The following is a 16,116-nucleotide window of genomic DNA, read 5'->3' on the forward strand; positions in this document are numbered from 1 at the left end:
GGGCGCTAGATCTCAGGCAGCCTTAAGCTCGCGCGTGATGTCGTCCCAAATCCAATGAGCATCGGCTCTCGTCTGGCGATAGGCAGCTGCTGAAAGGGTGTGACGGCGCGGGCGGAAGACGGTTTTGACCTGATCATGAACGGAAAGAAATCGCTGGGCTTGTCTCGGCGATTTGAACCTCCCCATGATCTTTTCTCGCCGTCGGGTCGGCCTGTGTGACCCTTCGGATCGATTGTTGAAACCCTTATGGCTGCGATGCTCTATTCCCGGAGCAAGCTCCTTCAAGGCGGCGCCATAGCTTCGGAGTTTATCGGTGACGATCACCCGTGGCTCACCAAATGCCTTGAATAGTTTGCGGAAGAACCGAATGGCGGCCCGTTTATTGCGCCGAGACTGCACGAGGATGTCCAGCACATCGCCTTTGCTGTCGACAGCGCGCCACAGCCAATACTTCTTACCATTTATCGGAAGGACGACTTCGTCCAGGTGCCATTTGTCCGACACTTTAGGTCTATCTCGGCGGATCACCTTGGCATATTGTAAACCGAATTTCGCAACCCAAGCGCGGATGGTCTCGTAGCTGACCACAACACCGCGTGCGGCTAACAGATCCTCAGCATCACGCAAACTCATGGGAAATCGATGATAGGCCCAGGTGGGAAACGGTGGCCTGAAAAGGCACCAGATTGCTTGGGTTTGGTCATGCGCCCACGTACCGGCTTTCGAGATATCCCGCAACTTGACGATGTCGTTGGCGTTCATAGGAGAACGCAAGTTGAGCCCCAACAAGCCGTTCGTCTTGGAGCGCGAACACATCTCGCAATCGATCGGGCTCGATGTTCATCGGCCGATGCAAGTTGTCGGCACGGCGCGGGACCTTTGCGAACTTGGCGTTATAGCTCTCGGTGAAGCTGGGCAGAAACGCATTAGCGGCGTCCATATCCGAGATGCCTGCAAGCCTGAGCTCTTTGACCAAACGGTCCTGTAATGTGCGATTGGCGCGCTCGACGCGGCCTTTGGCCTGAGAGCTGTTTGCACAGAGAATCTCGACGTTTAGCGCGTTTAAAGCCCGACCGAATTGCGTCATCCCGTGCCCGGATTTGGCGGACTGGTTGGCGACGCGGAACACCGTGTGCTTGTCAGAATAGAACGCAACCGGCCGGCCATGTGCTGCCAGATACAAATCGAGCGCCTCAAAGTAACTGAACGTGCTCTCAGACGTCACAAACCTCAGCTGCATCAAAGTGCTGGTCGCATCATCGATGAAGACGAGCAGGGTGCATCGCGGACCACGATCCTCAAACCAATGGTGATCAGATCCATCGATCTGGATCAGTTCGCCGAAGCATTCCCGACGCAAACGAGGCTGATGGAACGTGCGGCGCTGTTTGCGGCTCAACCAGATCCCAGCGTCCTGCATCCACTTGCGCAGCGTCTCACGCGAAACCTTCAGGCCATGATCTTCTGCCAGCTTCTCAGCCGCAAACGTCGGGCCAAAGTCGATGTAGTTCTCGCGGACCAGTGTCACCGCAAACTCACTCACCGCAGGGTCGATCCGGTTGTTCGATCTTCGGCCGCGCGCTTTGTGGCGGATCGCAGCGGGACCATCGGTCTGGAAATCCTTCAGCAATCGATGCACGTGTCGTCGGCTCAGTCCCAGCACGTTCGCCGCGGTCACCCCTCCGTGCCAATAAGCGTGAGACAATTGACTGGCTAAAGTTTACACTTGAGGGCGTAGGAGAACGAACCCATGGTTATGCCTTCACAATCACCACTTTCGCCAGATGCTGGATCTGGAGCCGTTTTGGCCCCGACGTCGCCTCCCCGCGTTGTTAATGCGCCGTTGGCTCCCACAGCGGAACTGACGAGCATCCCGAAGCGACGCAACTTCACAGCCAAATACAAACTGCGCATTCTGGATGAGACGGACCAAGTGGCAGACACTGGCGGGGTTTCCGCCATTCTACGGCGGGAGGGGCTTTATTCCTCTGCACTGACCGATTGGCGCCGTGCGCGGGCGGCCGGCACATTGGGTGCATTGCAGTCAATGCGCCGTGGCCCACAAAAGGCACCTGCCAATCCATTGCAAGCTGAGCGGTTCTGTCGCAAATTTTGTTGGAGTTTGAGTGTGAGCATAGCCTGGACATAATTATGCTGCAAGCTCCGCAAACTGCTGAAACGCGGTGAGGCCGTTGGCATGGATCTGCCCCTTTCGGATCATGTGCGCGGTCTCGATCCCAGCCAAGGTCGCCTCGGCAGAATGGAAGGCCTTGAAGCCAAGCATCGGGGCCCTGATCCGCTTTACGAAGCGATGGTCCTGTTCAATGATGTTGTTGAGGTATTTGACCTGCAGGATCTTGATGGTGTTGCCTGAGCCCGTGAACTTCAGGATCACATTGATGCTTTGCAGACCCGCCAGATTGGCGCCGCTCTTGTCGATGACGACACGGTCAGGCACGCCATTCGTGCCAATCGCGCGCTTGAAAAACCGACGGGCCGCAGCCTTGTCGCGACGCTCAGACAGCATGAAATCAAGGGTTTTTCCTGTGTTGTCGACCGCCCAGTAATAGTAGGTCCATTTGCCTTTAACCTTGATGTAGGTTTCGTCCATGCGCCAAGATTTGGCGGTTGGCTTCTTGCGGGACTGCGCTTGTACCGCCATCAGCGGCCCAAACTTAACCACCCAACGGTTCAAGGTTGCATGGTCAACTTCAGCCAACAAATGAAAGATCGCAAAAGTTTGCGACAGAACCCTTTACCCCAGTCCGTGAAAGGGGCACCAAATGGGACAACATCGACGCAATTATACAGACGATTATAAGGCAGCTGCAGTTGAGCGGTTATATGAGCCTGGTGCGACGCAAGGCAGCGTTGCCAAGGAGCTTGGGATCACTGGGACGCAGCTGAAGACGTGGCGCTTGGAAATTGAGGCGTTTGGCTCAGTTGAAGCCAAACGGCGTCAGCAGGCGGATGCGGCTGAATTGCTCCGCCTTCGCAAAGACAACAAGCGGCTTGCTGAGGAAGTGGAGATTTTGCACAAAGCATCCGCTTTTTTCGCGGCGCGGCTGGTGAAACCATGACGAACAAGCGTGCTTTCGTCACCGCCCATAAAGCTCAATACGCGGTTTCAATATTATGCCGTCTTCTAGAGATATCCCGGGGCTGGTTCTACGGGTTCCCAGCCAGTCAGCCTGCACGTGATCAGCGTCGGGTTCATCTGCATAAAGGTACCAAACCCACCATAGGATTTAGCTATGTGTGAGGCGCGTCTGAGTGGTCATATCGCAGCTGCTTGATGCGATCTGTGGGGAAATATTTGTAGAATGCAGTCCGGCCAATTTTGAGCTGGTCAATGACATCGCCGATGAATGGGTAGTTTTCGATATCCTTAAGCATGGCTTCAGCGTGTTTGATGTTTTGCTCGTTCATAGCTTTTGGCCTGCCACCTCGGCGTCCGCGTTTTGCGGCGGCTTTGAGACCGGCGCGGGTGTTTTCAACAATCAACTCACGTTGAAACTCGTCGAAGGCTGCTGTCATGTGGAAAAATAACCTCCCCTCTGAAGTGCTGGTGTCGATGTTCTGGGTCAGGACTTTAAGGGCGATGCCGCGCTCAGCGATGTCAGAGGCTGTTTTGATCACTTGCGTGAGAGACCGCGCCAGTCGGGAGAGTTTCCAGACGGCGAGCGTGTCCCCCTCGCGTAGATAATCAAGGGCCGCTTTGAGCTGGGGGCGGTCGCGATGGGAACCGGATGCTTTCTCGACGAAGATCCTCTCGCAGCCGATATTGCGTAGCGCATCCATCTGAAGTGCGGGGTTCTGATCCATGGTGGAGACGCGGGCGTAACCGATAAGCATGTTTTTTGTTCACAAATCCTGTTTCCAGCATCATAAACGAACCTGTGATTCCGAACAAGGTAAACGGCCTGATATTCTTGGGTAATGAGACCCTGTCGGACATTGGCCGCACCTGTTCGTTAAACGACGGTTTTCAGAACACATAATTTATCGGAGTGCCCATGGCCAGAATGCGTATCTTGACTGCAAGCGAACAAGAGGCGTTCGATAAGCCACCGCTGTTTGATCACAACGAACGGAAACGATTTCTTGACCTGCCAAAGGGTTTGATGGATATCGCCGCTGGCTTGCGTACGCCCAACAGTCAGATCGGGTTTTTGCTGATGTGCGGATATTTCAAGGCAACCAAGCGATTTTACCAGCCACAGGATTTTCATGAGCGCGACATCTCTTTTGCAGCACGCCAGCTCAATCTGGCAGAAGAAGCCTTTCAAGCAACACATTACACAGAAACGACCCGGCTACGGCATCAACGCCACGTCCTCGAATTCTACGGCTTTGCGCCCTATGATGAGAGTGCCAAGAGCTCCTTGGCCAATGAGATAGCGACGATGGCGCGCATGCATCTGAAGCCTCGGCTGATCTTTGATCGTTGCATGGATTTTCTTGTTCAGCACCGGATTGCAGTTCCAAGATCCCGCAGCCTGACAGACAGAATTCGCGCTGGTCTGCATGACCGTAAGGTTGAATTGATCGGGCTGATGGATGATCAACTCAGCGATAACAGCCGTCATCTGCTAGATGATTTGTTTGCCGCACCCGAAGATAAAAACCGCTACCGGCTGACCCTTCTCAAAAAGCTGTCACAATCAACCAGACCGACCAAGATCAAGGAAGCGGTTGCGGACTTTGAGATATTGTCAGACCTTCATCATCAGTTGGCCAGTATTCTGGCAAAGCTTGATCTTGGTGTCGCGGGCATTCGGTATTTTGCAGGCAGTGTTTTGAAATCTCGCATGTTCCAGCTTCAACAACGGCGTCAAGCTGACCGTTATATTCATGCCACCGCCTTTGTGACCCATCAGTTTTACCGCAGCCAAGACAATATGATCGACCTCTGGCTCAGCGTCATGGCGAGCTTCAAATCTACGGCGGCTAGGGAATATCAAGAAACGCTGATGCAAGGACGCAAAGAGCAACAACGCCAGATCGAGATTGTTGTCGATGGTTTAGAGGTCTCTGTCTTCGGCGTCATGCGCGGCATCCGTGGTGTCATGGAAGCGGCCAATCTGTCGGACACAGAGAAAGTCGCGGCCATTGGGAAACTCCTGGATCAGAGCAAAACCACGGATTTTGACCAACTCAAGGATGAGCTGACAAAGACAGCCAAAAATGGCAGCTGGTATGGCGTTCTGGAAGCGCGTTCCGTGAAGCTTCAAAATCGCCTCAGTCCTGTGCTGCGGGCACTGAACTTCATGCAGGGCAAGCGTGTTTCTGCGCTTCTAGAAGCGATTGATCATTTCAAGGCAGATGGGGATTTATTCGCTACCCACGCACCGCTGGGCTTTCTCGATTCTGATCAAAAAGCGGATCTTATCCGAGCCGATGGGACGTTCCGGGTGTCACTATACAAGGTTTTTCTATTTCAGGCCGTCACAACGGTCATCAAATCCGGTGATCTGAACGTAGACCAGTCCTACAAATACCGGCCCATGGACGCCTATCTGATCGAGAAGGAACGTTGGAACAAAGATAAAGTCCTTCTCCTGGAGCGGGCGGGTCTTTCAGAATTTGCTGAACCCGAGCCCGTCCTCGCCAAGCTGAATTCCACGCTATCCGCCCAATATCAGGCAACCAACAACCACGCGGCTACCAACCCGCACCTGAAGCTTCGCAAAGACAGAACGTTCCATATTGCTACGCCAGCGCTCGATGCAAGTGAGGCCGATCCGTTGGGAGATTTGTTTCCCCAGCGACACGACGTACCGCTCGCTCAGGTTTTGGAAACCGTCAATAATCATTGCCGCATGCTAGCTGCGTTTGATCATTGGCAGTAGACCCATGTCCGCCAAACTGCGTCCCATCCGGCCTTGCTGGCCGGGATCATGGGGTTGGGCTGCGGGATCGGCGTACGCAAGATGGCGCGGATTTCATCACGCGTCACCGAAAGCGAATTGGATCACACCGTCAACTGGCGCTTCTCTCTGGACAACATTCGGGCCGCCAATGATGCCGTAGTCAAAGCGATGGGAAAGATCGAACTCCCAAATCTTTACCGTCAAACGCAAGACCAGTTGCATACCGCCAGTGATGGCTAAAAGTTTGAGGTGCGGGGAGAAAGTTTGCACGCTGGCCGCTCGTTCAAATACTTTGGACAGGGTCAGGGTGTCAGCGCCTATACCTTTGTCGATGAGCGTAATTTTCTGTGGCATTCACTTATGATCAGCGCCGCTGACCGCGAAAGCGCCTATGTCATCGACGGGCTGATGCACAACGACGTCGTCAAAAGCGATATCCACTCGACTGACACACACGGTTACACCGAAGCTGTTTTTGGCCTGACCCATCTGCTGGGATGTTCTTTTGCCCTACGCATCAAGGGCATCAGCAAACAGACCCTCTATATTTTCAAACCGAAAAACCAGGCAGACGAAGGCTGGGCCGTACGGCCTGACAAAACAATCAATGAAAGTGTGATCCGGGAAAATTGGGACGACCTGTTGCGCCTGGTCGTTACCATCAAGCTTAAGGAAAATACCGCATCCGATATTTTCCGTCGCCTCAATTCCTATTCACGGCAACATGCGCTGTACCAAACGCTGAAAGCTTTCGGCCAGATTATCAAATCTCTATTCATCCTGCGCTACATCGACGACCTCGCCCTGCGCCAAGCCATCGAAAAACAGCTTAACAAGGTCGAATTGGTTAACCGCTTTACCCGCGCCGTGGCCGTTGGCAATCCACGTGAGTTTTCCCAAGCAGAAAAGGAAGAACAGGAGATCGCGGAAGCCTGCAATCGCCTGATCAAAAGCAGCATCATCTGCTGGAACTATCTGTATCTGGCCCACCAAGTCGAAAAAGCGCCAGACACAGAGACCAAACAAAACCTGATCCGCCTAATCGCAGCCCGCTCTCCCATGTCATGGGCCCATATCAACATGCTGGGTGAATATGATTTCTCAGAAGAAAAACTCCGAGACACACTCGGAATACTGCCCCTGAAAAAGGTGGCTTAAAATACCAACCAAAACAGGAGGATCAAATCAATGCAAGAAATTCTGTGGTGGATTTGGTACCTTTATGCTGACGAACCCAAGGTCTTGGACCGGGCGCGCCATGCGCTCACCCGCTCGCAGTCGCAATAACCACAACACATCGCCGGCCTCATCAGTTTCAGCGAAAAACTTCATGGAGTTTTTCATGTCTCAGCCTAATCAGTTGCCACAATACTGTTACGCAGCCGTTACACCCTACGCAATAACTGAAAATTTGCAAGAATTGCGAAAGCGGAACAGATTGCCAGACAGCAATCCGTTGCAGGGCCGTGTCGCACCAATGTCATCATCTTCACCGATAGTGTCGATCAAAAGTCACCACCTATATTAGTAGAGGTTGCCATGCCGACGATCGACTTCGAAGACGCAATAGCTGAACTGCTGCATCAGATATACTCTGCCGCCCACAAGGGCCAAGATTTTGCCACGGCGCGGTCGCGCAGCGCGATCGTCCCAACAAAGCGGCCACCACTCCGGTTAGTTACAGGGGCATTGTCAAGTTGTTGACCATAATGCTGGTTGGTCGTAGCGCATACCGATGATCAGCCAGAGGTCCCAACTGCGCCTCAAAGGCCACCATTTCCCACGTTCTGTTATTTCCTACGCGGTTTGGGGTACTCTCGTAACAAATACCAACATGTGAGCGGTAACAGATGCAGCAAGGATATCCGATTGACTGGGACAAGTTACGAATCTTTCACGCGGTCGCTGACGCAGGGTCGCTGACCGCTGCGGGTGACAAGCTACACTTGTCGCAATCTGCAGTGTCACGCCAAATTCGCGCGCTCGAAGAAGCACTGTCGACGATCCTGTTTCACCGGCACGCCCGTGGTTTGATCCTGACCGAACAGGGCGAACTGCTGTTTGATGCAACCAAATCCATGTCGCGCCGCCTAGATGCCGCCAGTGCACGAATTAAAGATTCCGCCGAAGAAGTCTTTGGCGAACTGAAGGTCACCACCACCACAGGCTTTGGCACCCTCTGGCTCGCGCCGCGTCTGCCTGCACTCTATGAAAAATATCCGGACCTGAACATCGACCTGATGCTGGAAGAACGCGTGCTCGACCTGCCAATGCGCGAAGCCGACGTGGCAATTCGCATGAAAGAACCCTCACAGGCCGATCTGGTTCGCAAAAAGCTGATGACAGTGCGCATGCGGCTTTATGCGTCGCAGGCATACCTCGACAAAGTGGGTGGTTTCGATGAAATCGAGGACATCGGCCGTCATCGGCTCATTTGTCAAAGCCCCAGCGCGTTTCAGGTGGCGGCGGGGGCGACGCTGGTTGGGCATCTGCTCAGCTATGACAAACCGAGTCTTTTGCATGTGAACAATTACTTTGGTGTGCTTCAGGCGGTACTGTCCGACCTCGGTATTGGCGTTTTGCCCGATTATCTGACCGAAGACTTTCCCACACTGGTGCGCGTTCTGCCTGAGGTTGAAAGCGGTGCAGTCCCTGTTTACCTTGCCTACCCCGAAGAACTGCGGCAATCCAAACGGATCATGGCGTTCCGCGATTTTGTTCAGGATGAGATTATTACCCATCGCCGCCGTATTCGTGATGGCGCCGCCGCGATCGCTTAAATGCATCTCATCACATCGCTCAGGGCCGTGACCTATGTGCCAAACGCATGGCGGGGATGCGTCCAAGATAGCCGTTAGTGCTTGTTCACTTCAACTCTGCCTCATAAGTATACAGCATAAAGCGGTTTTGTCGCTTTATATCTCCCTGTTGGACTTCGCCGGGCCTTTGTGCCCGGCATTTCTTTGTCTAACGTCTTGTTCGTGTACGACTTGATGGAGAGCACCCCAAAGCCTTAAATAACGAAGGGCGTGGGTCTTGCCCGCGTCCCGATGACATCAAGCGGGTGCGCCGCGGTCCTCAAGTAGGAGGATATCCTCTTTGATGACCAGCTTACGCTTCTTCATATCTTTGATTTCGAGATCATCGCTGCCGGGGCGCTTTTGCTCGCGGGTGATGCATGCTTTTCTTTCAAAGCGTTCAAGTTGCCTGCCATCTGATATCCTCCTGGTTTCAAGTCTTACTATTAAGAGATATGCATGATGCGAAGTTCAGCAAGGCTCGGGATCAGATTGGACCGTCTTGCGCGTCGCGTGCAAAGTCAGACCCTCGCCCCTGAGCGAAAGGGTGGAAAAATCCGGCACCGCGATCGCAACTCCCAGCAATCCCGCCTCCGATCACGGCCGTACTCAGCCTCGGTGCTGCCCATAATCCAACGCGCCGAGATAAACACATCGCGGAGATTCGAGACAAGGGACGCCTGGCATGGCAAGTTAGCAGCGGCTACAATCACCTGAGCCGAGGCGAAGCACCAATGAGCCGCTGGAAGATGGTCATAGGCCCCAAACTTAAAACTCGGAACTTTCCAAACCAAAAAACTGAAGCCAGGATTGGGACAAACATTCTCAACAAAATGAACGGGCTCGGCCGTGCCAAGTACGAGGCTGTTGCATGACCTGAATTATGGGTAAGGGCAATCTCGGACTTCGCCATATCCATGCAACACGGCTATTAAAGTCCCTTGGCTTGGTAACTCGACGCTACACGCCCGATTGACACCAAATAGGCTGCGGTACGAAGATCGTGTACGTCATCACGGCTGTGCCACATTTCGCGCATCGCCTGATATGCTGTGCGCATCGTATCATCTAGACCAGAGCGAACCAGTTCCAGTTCCCCCGCGCCGCGTAGATACTTGGTTTTGAAGTTCGGCGTCATAGACCATTGGTCGCCCAGATGTTCTGACAATCTCTGAAGTTCATCTACGATCAATTCATGGCGCGATTCTTCTTGGCGGCGTTGCATGCGACCAAAGCGGATATGGCTAAGGTTTTTGACCCATTCAAAATAGGACACAGTCACACCGCCGGCATTGGCAAACATGTCGGGGATGATCACGGTCCCCTTATCGCGCAGAACCTCGTCGGCACCGGCAGTAACCGGACCGTTCGCAGCTTCGATAATAAGCGGCGCTTTGATTTTGGCGGCATTGCCGAGGTTGATGACCCCTTCCAAGGCCGCCGGAATCAAGATGTCGCAATCTTGCTCGAGGATAGACGCGCCGTTTTCGACGTAGGTGCCCGTTGGGTAGCCTTTGACGCCACCGTGCTTGGCGATCCACGCGTGTACGGCTTCAACGTCCAGACCGTTTTCATCGCTGAGCGCACCGTCATGTTCGATAATACCCGTAATAATGCAGCCGTCTTCAGCGCTGAGGAACGATGCCGCGTGATAGCCCACGTTACCAAGACCCTGCACGACAACACGTTTACCATCCAGCTTGCCGGACAGCCCTGCGATTTTGATGTCTTCTGGATGGCGAAAGAATTCCTGCAAGGCATATTGAACGCCGCGTCCCGTCGCCTCAACGCGGCCTTGGATACCGCCAGCGTGGGCAGGTTTACCGGTGACACAGGCCGCCCCGTTGATGTCGGTGGTGTTCATGCGTTTGTATTGGTCCGCGATCCACGCCATCTCACGCTCGCCGGTGCCCATGTCAGGGGCGGGCACGTTTTGGCTCGGATTGATCAGGTCGCGCTTGATCAGCTCGTAGGCGAAACGACGGGTGATGCGTTCCATTTCATCAACGTCCCAAGCCCGCGGATCAATACAAAGCCCACCTTTGGATCCGCCAAACGGCGTTTCAACGAGCGCGCATTTATAAGTCATCAGCGCGGCCAGCGCCTCAACCTCGTTTTGGTTCACGCCGAGCGAGAAGCGAATGCCGCCCTTAACCGGTTCCATGTGTTCGGAATGCACCGAGCGGTAACCCGTGAACGTTTCGATTTTTCCCCGCAGCCGAACGCCGAACCGAACCGTATAGGTCGCGTTACAAACGCGGATTTTCTCCTCAAGGCCGGGCGGAAGATCCATCAAAGCGACAGCGCGGTTGAACATGATGTCCACGCTTTCGCGGAAGGACGGCTCTTGTAAGCCTGTGGTTGTATTGCTCATGGATGGTCCTTTCACAGCTTAACCCTGCTCCGCCTAGCCTGCGCAGCTTACTAGGAAGCTAACCATGATTCGAAGCCCTTGTATCTAATTGATTAATAGTTGGGCAGTTAAAGAACATTCGACCGGCGTTGTTGCATGGAGCATGAAGAGTTCGGAACGCGCCCTACCCGAGACGGAACTCATGCGGTGCGTTGGAAATTGGGGCGGCCAAGTTCGGTCATCCGGTTAAGGATCCGGACGCCAATCTTGGCCTCTGTTTTCTGATTTCCAAAGTTGCGGGCCTGGAGCTTGGGCCCGACGACGACCTTCCAACGGCCGATCTGAGTCTCAATACGGCTGCGCTGATTGTAGCCGGATGACTTCTGCCAAGCCATTCACCCATGGGATATTCACGGTATCGTCAAGTTGACGGGGGGCTTTCTCAATCGTACGAAACCATATGACAAAAGCCAAACAATCCGGGGCCTTTAAGGGCCATCGGTCCCCACCTGAAATTATTTCCTACGCTGTATGGGCATACTTTCGTTTTTTGATGAGCTTTCGCGATGTTGAGGACCTTTTGTACAAGCGCGGTGTGATCGTCAGTTATGAAACAATCAGGTCATGGGTTGGAAAATTTGGCCACCAATATGCCAAAGTCATACGCCGTGACCGGCCTGCACCATCGGATAAGTGGCATCTCGACGAGGTAGTGATCACAATCCGTGGCCAAAAGTATTGGCTTTGGCGCGCTGTTGATAGCAAGGGTGACGTGCTGGATATTCTTGTACAGTCACGCCGCAATACAAAGGCAGCAGACCGTTTTTTTCGCAAATTGTTCAAGCAATACGGTCAACCGCGCGTCCTTGTTACCGACAAACTGGGAAGTTATGGTGCGGCCCTCCGGAAACTGGCGCCTGGTATCGACCATCGTGCCCACAAAGGATTGAATAATCGAGCGGAAGTTTCGCACAGGCCCACCCGGCGACGAGAGAAGATAATGGGGAGGTTCAAATCACCCCGCCAAGCGCAACGATTTCTGTCCGTACATGATCAGGTCCAAACAATCTTTCGCCCTCGCCGCCACAAACTATCCGCCCCTGCCTATCGGCAATCTCGCTCAGATACTCACAGCATATGGGACGACATCACGTGTGAGCTAAAGGCAGGGTAAAACAGACCGGTGACCCCCATTGCGGCTTGGAGGCAATAACTTGACGATACCCTCGCAGATATCCGCCGGGTGAGGCTATTTCGCCATCGCTGAACTTCTCAAAAATAAGCGCCATGGTTGCAGCGGCAGCCTGTGGTCCTAATAGTTCTTGCGCGACAGCCCAAGCGTGTTCCGAAACTCCGACCATGGGCCGAACCAGCCGTGTTGCATGGATATGGCGAAGTCCGAGATTGCCCTTACCCATAATTCAGGTCATGCAACAGCCTCGTACTTGGCACGGCCGAGCCCGTTCATTTTGTTGAGAATGTTTGTCCCAATCCTGACTTCAGTTTTTTGGTTTGGAAAGTTCCGAGCTTTCAGTTTGGGGCTGATGACCATCTTCAAGCGGCCTATTTGTGCTTCGCCTCGGCTCCGGTGATTGTAGCCACTGCTAACTTGCCATGCCAGGCGCCCTTTGTCTCGAATCTCCGCGATGTGTTTATCTCGGGGCGTTGGATCACGGGCAGCATCGAGGCTGAGAACGGCCGTGATCGGAGGCGGGATTACAATCTCTATAGCTTCACCAAAACGGTCCACAAGCAGATCGCTGGTAGGATCGCCATCATAGGCGCCATCCGCCAAAAAGCGGCTAACAGGAGCCTCAATCTGGTCTAGAAGTTCGGGCAAAGCAGTTGGATCGCCCACGTCGTCTTTTGTCAAATCGGAGCAAACGATATCTCCAGTTGTGAGATCCAGTCCAAGGTGGAGCTTGCGCCACGACTTACGTTTGGCCTTTGTTTTATGCTTGTTCTGCAACCATTCGCCTTCACCAAATATCTTCAGACCCGTACTATCCACAACTAATTCGATTGGGCCAGCCCTTTGGGCTTTAGATTTTTCTGGCATGCTGAGCCCCGCACCTCTCCGCGAGAGGGTCGAGAAATCCGGAACGGGAACATCCAGCCCCATAAGCCGCGCCAAACTGCCGACCAATCCTTGCGTCTGCCGCAAAGGTTGTTTGAAAACCATACCCAGCGTCAGGCATACTGATATGGCCATATCAGAATATGTGGGTTGGCCGCCTGGCGTCTGACGTTTATCGGCAAGCCACTTATCTGCAACCTCAGGGCTCAACCAAATTGTCACATCACCACGCTGACGCAGGCCTTCATTGTACACTCGCCAGTTGGTGACCTTCTGTCGCTTCTTTTCAAACTTGTGGCGGCGAGAAGCGTTGAATTTGTGCGGCATCATTAATATCCAAGTCGTTGGCAAGCTGGCTGTCTAGCAGACCCGCTGGGGTCCCCTGCAACAACGCCCACTGCCGCCGTCAGCTGCGTTTGTACATCGGAAAAACTGGGTCGCAGCCCAGAGCGTCCGCTTTCTTCATGCTGCCCAATTTAGTTTGCACTTGCAGCGAAGGTCCGGTTTCCGCCCTTCATGTAGAAATGTGCATGGCGCAGCATCTGTCACTATTGGCCCTTTGAAGAAGCCGCTCCGCGGCACTGGCGCTTTTGGCTGATGGCATGACCAGCCCGTAACGGTGCGCATTTGGCGATCTGTTCAATCAGGAGGTTCCCATGACAGAGGTGAAGATGAGCCGCTTGATCATATGCAGCGTTGATGCTTACGTTTAATCCTAATGCAATCATTGGGGTATGACCGATCCGATCCCTAGCTCAACTATTGGCAGTTGTTGCTAAAACTGAGCATTTCGGTCCAAATGAAGTTGAATGAAACAATCAGCCGAAAATTCAAAGCAGGAAGTTCTCGCCGGTCTGGTTGAGCGCGTAACTTTCCACAGCCTTGAAAGTGGCTTTTGCGTACTGCGCCTGAAGGCTCGTGGACACCGGGACCTGGTCACAACCATAGGGCACGCAGCAATGATTTCGGCTGGGGAATGGGTTACGGCGTCCGGTGATTGGATAAATGACCGCGATCACGGCCTACAGTTCAAGGCCCGGTTCCTCAGGACATCCGCACCATCATCACTGGAGGGGATCGAGAAGTATCTTGGCTCCGGCATGATCCGCGGCATCGGCCCAGTCTACGCCAAGCGCTTGGTCAAGAAATTCGGCAAGGACGTGTTTGATCTGATCGAGGCCGAACCCGAGCGGCTACGGGAGGTCGAGGGTATCGGGCCGAAGCGAGCCGACAAGATTACCTCGGCCTGGGCTGATCAGAAGGTTATCCGCGAGATAATGGTCTTTCTGCATGAGCATAGCGTTGGAACCGCTCGGGCCGTGCGCATCTTTAAAACCTACGGTACAGACGCGGTACAGGTTATGAGTGAGAACCCTTACCAATTGGCGCGTGACATTCGTGGCATCGGGTTCCGGACGGCGGACATGATAGCCGAAAAGCTTGGGATCGAGAAAACTGCCATGATCCGGGTGCGGTCAGGCATTTCCTATGCCCTCGCCGAGGCCATGGGAAACGGGCATTGTGGCTTGCCGCGAAAAGAACTGATCCCATTGGCGATCAAGCTACTCGATGTTCCAGATGGCCTGATCCATACTGCGATTGAATTTGAAATATCCGATGGCACGGTCACGGCTGACACGGTTTCTGATACGCCTTGTGTGTTTTTGAGCGGATTGTATCACGCGGAGAAGGGCATCGCAGGTCGGTTCCGTGCTTTGATGCCAGGTTCTTTGCCTTGGCCAAAAATAGATGCCGATAAGGCGCTGCCTTGGGTAGAAAAGAAAACTGGTCTGACCCTCGCTGACAGTCAGGTTGAGGCCATTCGGCTTGCGCTTTGCTCAAAGGTCATGGTGATCACTGGTGGCCCTGGTGTCGGCAAAACCACCATCGTTAATTCGATCCTGCAAATCCTGGCTGCCAAGTCAGTGACGCTGTTGCTGTGCGCCCCAACCGGGCGGGCGGCGAAACGGATGAAAGAAGCAACCGGGATGGAGGCCAAAACCATCCATCGCCTTTTGGAGATCGACCCCAATTCCTTTGGTTTCAAACGAAACGAAGAAAACCCACTCGAATGCGATCTTCTCGTGATTGACGAAAGCTCAATGGTTGATGTCTCGTTGATGCAGTCCCTGCTCAGGGCTGTTCCAGATCACGCTGCTGTCCTGATCGTCGGTGACATTGATCAGTTGCCCTCAGTCGGTCCGGGGCAAGTGCTGGCTGATATTATTGGATCGAATGCTATTCCAATCGTGCGCCTGACAGAGGTGTTCCGACAAGCCGCCAAAAGCAGGATTATTACCAATGCCCACTTGATCAACAAGGGCAAGACACCGGACCTCAGCACGCCAGACGGCGAAACGGATTTCTACTTCGTACCCGCCGAGGACCCTGAGCAAGCCGTGAGCCGCATCATCACCCTCGTACAGTCGCGCATTCCCCGACGATTTGGCCTTGATCCCATTCGTGACATCCAAGTTCTATGCCCAATGAACCGAGGCGGTGTCGGTGCGCGTTCACTCAACATCGAACTCCAAGCTGCCTTGAACACCCCAGGAGAAAACAAGGTTGAGCGCTTCGGCTCGACCTTCGCGCCAGGTGACAAGGTCATGCAAATCGAGAACGACTATGACAAAGAAGTCTACAATGGGGACATCGGTTATGTTGAAGCCGTTGATATCAACGAAGGCGAACTAACTGCCAGTTTTGATGGCCGAGCGGTGAGTTATCTGTTCGGTGAGCTCGATACACTGGTGCTCGCTTATGCCGCGACGATTCACAAAAGCCAGGGCTCTGAATACCCTGCCGTCGTTATCCCTGTGCTGACTCAGCATTACGTCATGCTGCAACGTAACCTGCTCTACACAGGAATTACTCGCGGTAAACGGCTGGTGGTACTCGTCGGCCAGCGCAAGGCCGTGGCCATCGCCGTAAAGAACGTATCGGGTCGGAAGCGCTGGTCAAAGCTGGACGAATGGCTGGTAGAGGGCGAAGGCACATGACCGGATAATTCCACCT

General features: G+C 53.7%; 11 protein-coding genes and 6 pseudogenes. 8 read left to right on the plus strand and 9 right to left on the minus strand.

What is annotated here, in order from left to right; all coding sequences use genetic code 11:
- Positions 1 to 12 precede the first annotated feature (12 nt).
- Positions 13 to 762: an IS6 family transposase gene (locus OA238_RS24810; protein WP_338042808.1), complete on the minus strand. Its 750-nt coding sequence runs from the start codon at positions 760 to 762 to the stop codon at positions 13 to 15.
- A pseudogene (locus tag OA238_RS24815) lies at positions 710 to 1,678 on the minus strand (ISNCY family transposase); the annotation flags it as partial. The pseudogene OA238_RS24815 and the gene OA238_RS24810, both read right to left, overlap by 53 nt.
- A gap of 72 nt (positions 1,679 to 1,750) precedes the next feature.
- On the opposite strand from OA238_RS24815, the pseudogene OA238_RS33135 reads away from it, so the two are divergent.
- Positions 1,751 to 2,095, plus strand: a pseudogene (locus tag OA238_RS33135) (transposase); the annotation flags it as partial.
- Between the two features lie 54 nt (positions 2,096 to 2,149).
- Here OA238_RS33135 and OA238_RS24825 read toward each other — a convergent pair.
- Positions 2,150 to 2,710: pseudogene (locus tag OA238_RS24825) on the minus strand (IS6 family transposase); the annotation flags it as partial.
- Between the two features lie 73 nt (positions 2,711 to 2,783).
- On the opposite strand from OA238_RS24825, the gene OA238_RS24830 reads away from it, so the two are divergent.
- Positions 2,784 to 3,080 carry a transposase gene (locus OA238_RS24830; RefSeq protein ID WP_015494886.1) on the plus strand — a complete coding sequence of 99 codons (297 nt, stop codon included), beginning with the start codon at positions 2,784 to 2,786 and terminating at the stop codon, positions 3,078 to 3,080.
- Positions 3,081 to 3,252: 172 nt separating this feature from the next.
- On the opposite strand, the gene OA238_RS24835 is transcribed toward OA238_RS24830, so the two are convergent.
- Positions 3,253 to 3,855 carry a recombinase family protein gene (locus OA238_RS24835; RefSeq protein ID WP_015497321.1) on the minus strand — a complete coding sequence of 201 codons (603 nt, stop codon included), beginning with the start codon at positions 3,853 to 3,855 and terminating at the stop codon, positions 3,253 to 3,255.
- A 170-nt stretch (positions 3,856 to 4,025) separates the two neighbouring features.
- On the opposite strand from OA238_RS24835, the gene OA238_RS29390 reads away from it, so the two are divergent.
- The 3 genes and pseudogenes from OA238_RS29390 to OA238_RS24845 all read left to right on the plus strand — a co-directional run bounded on the left by OA238_RS29390 (position 4,026) and on the right by OA238_RS24845 (position 8,653).
- A complete protein-coding gene (locus OA238_RS29390; protein WP_245581561.1) occupies positions 4,026 to 5,852 on the plus strand; it encodes a DUF4158 domain-containing protein in 1,827 nt (608 codons plus the stop codon).
- A 48-nt stretch (positions 5,853 to 5,900) separates the two neighbouring features.
- Positions 5,901 to 7,031 (plus strand): annotated as a pseudogene (locus OA238_RS29400) (Tn3 family transposase).
- 692 nt (positions 7,032 to 7,723) lie between these two features.
- Positions 7,724 to 8,653 carry a LysR family transcriptional regulator gene (locus tag OA238_RS24845; RefSeq protein WP_015497322.1) on the plus strand — a complete coding sequence of 310 codons (930 nt, stop codon included), beginning with the start codon at positions 7,724 to 7,726 and terminating at the stop codon, positions 8,651 to 8,653.
- Positions 8,654 to 8,929: 276 nt separating this feature from the next.
- Here OA238_RS24845 and OA238_RS34815 read toward each other — a convergent pair whose 3' ends face one another.
- Complete coding sequence (locus OA238_RS34815) at positions 8,930 to 9,118, minus strand: DUF465 domain-containing protein (RefSeq protein WP_083906907.1); 189 nt, start codon at positions 9,116 to 9,118, stop codon at positions 8,930 to 8,932.
- A gap of 137 nt (positions 9,119 to 9,255) precedes the next feature.
- Here OA238_RS34815 and OA238_RS34820 point away from each other — a divergent pair.
- A pseudogene (locus tag OA238_RS34820) lies at positions 9,256 to 9,546 on the plus strand (IS5 family transposase); the annotation flags it as partial.
- 56 nt (positions 9,547 to 9,602) lie between these two features.
- On the opposite strand, the gene OA238_RS24855 reads toward OA238_RS34820, so the two are convergent.
- Together OA238_RS24855 and OA238_RS24860 are read right to left on the minus strand one after the other, a co-directional pair.
- On the minus strand, positions 9,603 to 11,045 hold the full coding sequence (locus tag OA238_RS24855; RefSeq protein ID WP_015497323.1) for a Glu/Leu/Phe/Val family dehydrogenase: 1,443 nt from the start codon (positions 11,043 to 11,045) through the stop codon (positions 9,603 to 9,605).
- 179 nt (positions 11,046 to 11,224) lie between these two features.
- A pseudogene (locus OA238_RS24860) lies at positions 11,225 to 11,419 on the minus strand (IS5 family transposase); the annotation flags it as partial.
- Between the two features lie 65 nt (positions 11,420 to 11,484).
- Between OA238_RS24860 and OA238_RS24865 the strand changes: the two are divergent.
- Entirely contained in the window at positions 11,485 to 12,198 is a 714-nt protein-coding gene (locus OA238_RS24865; RefSeq protein ID WP_015497324.1) for an IS6 family transposase, read from the plus strand.
- Here OA238_RS24865 and repC read toward each other — a convergent pair.
- Both repC and OA238_RS24870 read right to left on the minus strand, forming a co-directional pair.
- Complete coding sequence (gene repC, locus OA238_RS30895; RefSeq protein ID WP_083906830.1) at positions 12,173 to 12,442, minus strand: replication initiation protein RepC; 270 nt, start codon at positions 12,440 to 12,442, stop codon at positions 12,173 to 12,175. The two genes, OA238_RS24865 and repC, sit on opposite strands and share 26 nt — an antisense overlap.
- Before the next feature lie 8 nt (positions 12,443 to 12,450).
- Positions 12,451 to 13,431, minus strand: a complete 981-nt coding sequence (locus OA238_RS24870; protein ID WP_015497325.1) for an IS5 family transposase — start codon at positions 13,429 to 13,431, stop codon at positions 12,451 to 12,453.
- Between the two features lie 479 nt (positions 13,432 to 13,910).
- Between OA238_RS24870 and recD2 the strand changes: the two genes are divergently transcribed.
- Positions 13,911 to 16,100: an SF1B family DNA helicase RecD2 gene (gene recD2, locus OA238_RS24875; RefSeq protein ID WP_015497326.1), complete on the plus strand. Its 2,190-nt coding sequence runs from the start codon at positions 13,911 to 13,913 to the stop codon at positions 16,098 to 16,100.
- The last annotated feature ends 16 nt before the right edge of the window (positions 16,101 to 16,116 follow it).

Origin of the sequence: Octadecabacter arcticus 238 (assembly GCF_000155735.2) — a bacterium.
Taxonomy (GTDB): domain Bacteria; phylum Pseudomonadota; class Alphaproteobacteria; order Rhodobacterales; family Rhodobacteraceae; genus Octadecabacter; species Octadecabacter arcticus.

Bases quoted from the DNA above. Each gene is read 5' to 3' on its own strand.
- OA238_RS24810 (WP_338042808.1), bottom strand. From the start codon at position 762: ATGAACGCCAACGACATCGTCAAGTTGCGGGATATCTCGAAAGCCGGT.
- OA238_RS29390 (WP_245581561.1), top strand. From the start codon at position 4,026: ATGCGTATCTTGACTGCAAGCGAACAAGAGGCGTTCGATAAGCCACCG.
- OA238_RS24835 (WP_015497321.1), bottom strand. From the start codon at position 3,855: ATGCTTATCGGTTACGCCCGCGTCTCCACCATGGATCAGAACCCCGCA.
- OA238_RS24865 (WP_015497324.1), top strand. From the start codon at position 11,485: ATGACAAAAGCCAAACAATCCGGGGCCTTTAAGGGCCATCGGTCCCCA.
- OA238_RS24845 (WP_015497322.1), top strand. From the start codon at position 7,724: ATGCAGCAAGGATATCCGATTGACTGGGACAAGTTACGAATCTTTCAC.
- OA238_RS24830 (WP_015494886.1), top strand. From the start codon at position 2,784: ATGGGACAACATCGACGCAATTATACAGACGATTATAAGGCAGCTGCA.
- OA238_RS24855 (WP_015497323.1), bottom strand. From the start codon at position 11,045: ATGAGCAATACAACCACAGGCTTACAAGAGCCGTCCTTCCGCGAAAGC.
- repC (WP_083906830.1), bottom strand. From the start codon at position 12,442: ATGGGTAAGGGCAATCTCGGACTTCGCCATATCCATGCAACACGGCTG.
- OA238_RS24870 (WP_015497325.1), bottom strand. From the start codon at position 13,431: ATGATGCCGCACAAATTCAACGCTTCTCGCCGCCACAAGTTTGAAAAG.
- recD2 (WP_015497326.1), top strand. From the start codon at position 13,911: ATGAAACAATCAGCCGAAAATTCAAAGCAGGAAGTTCTCGCCGGTCTG.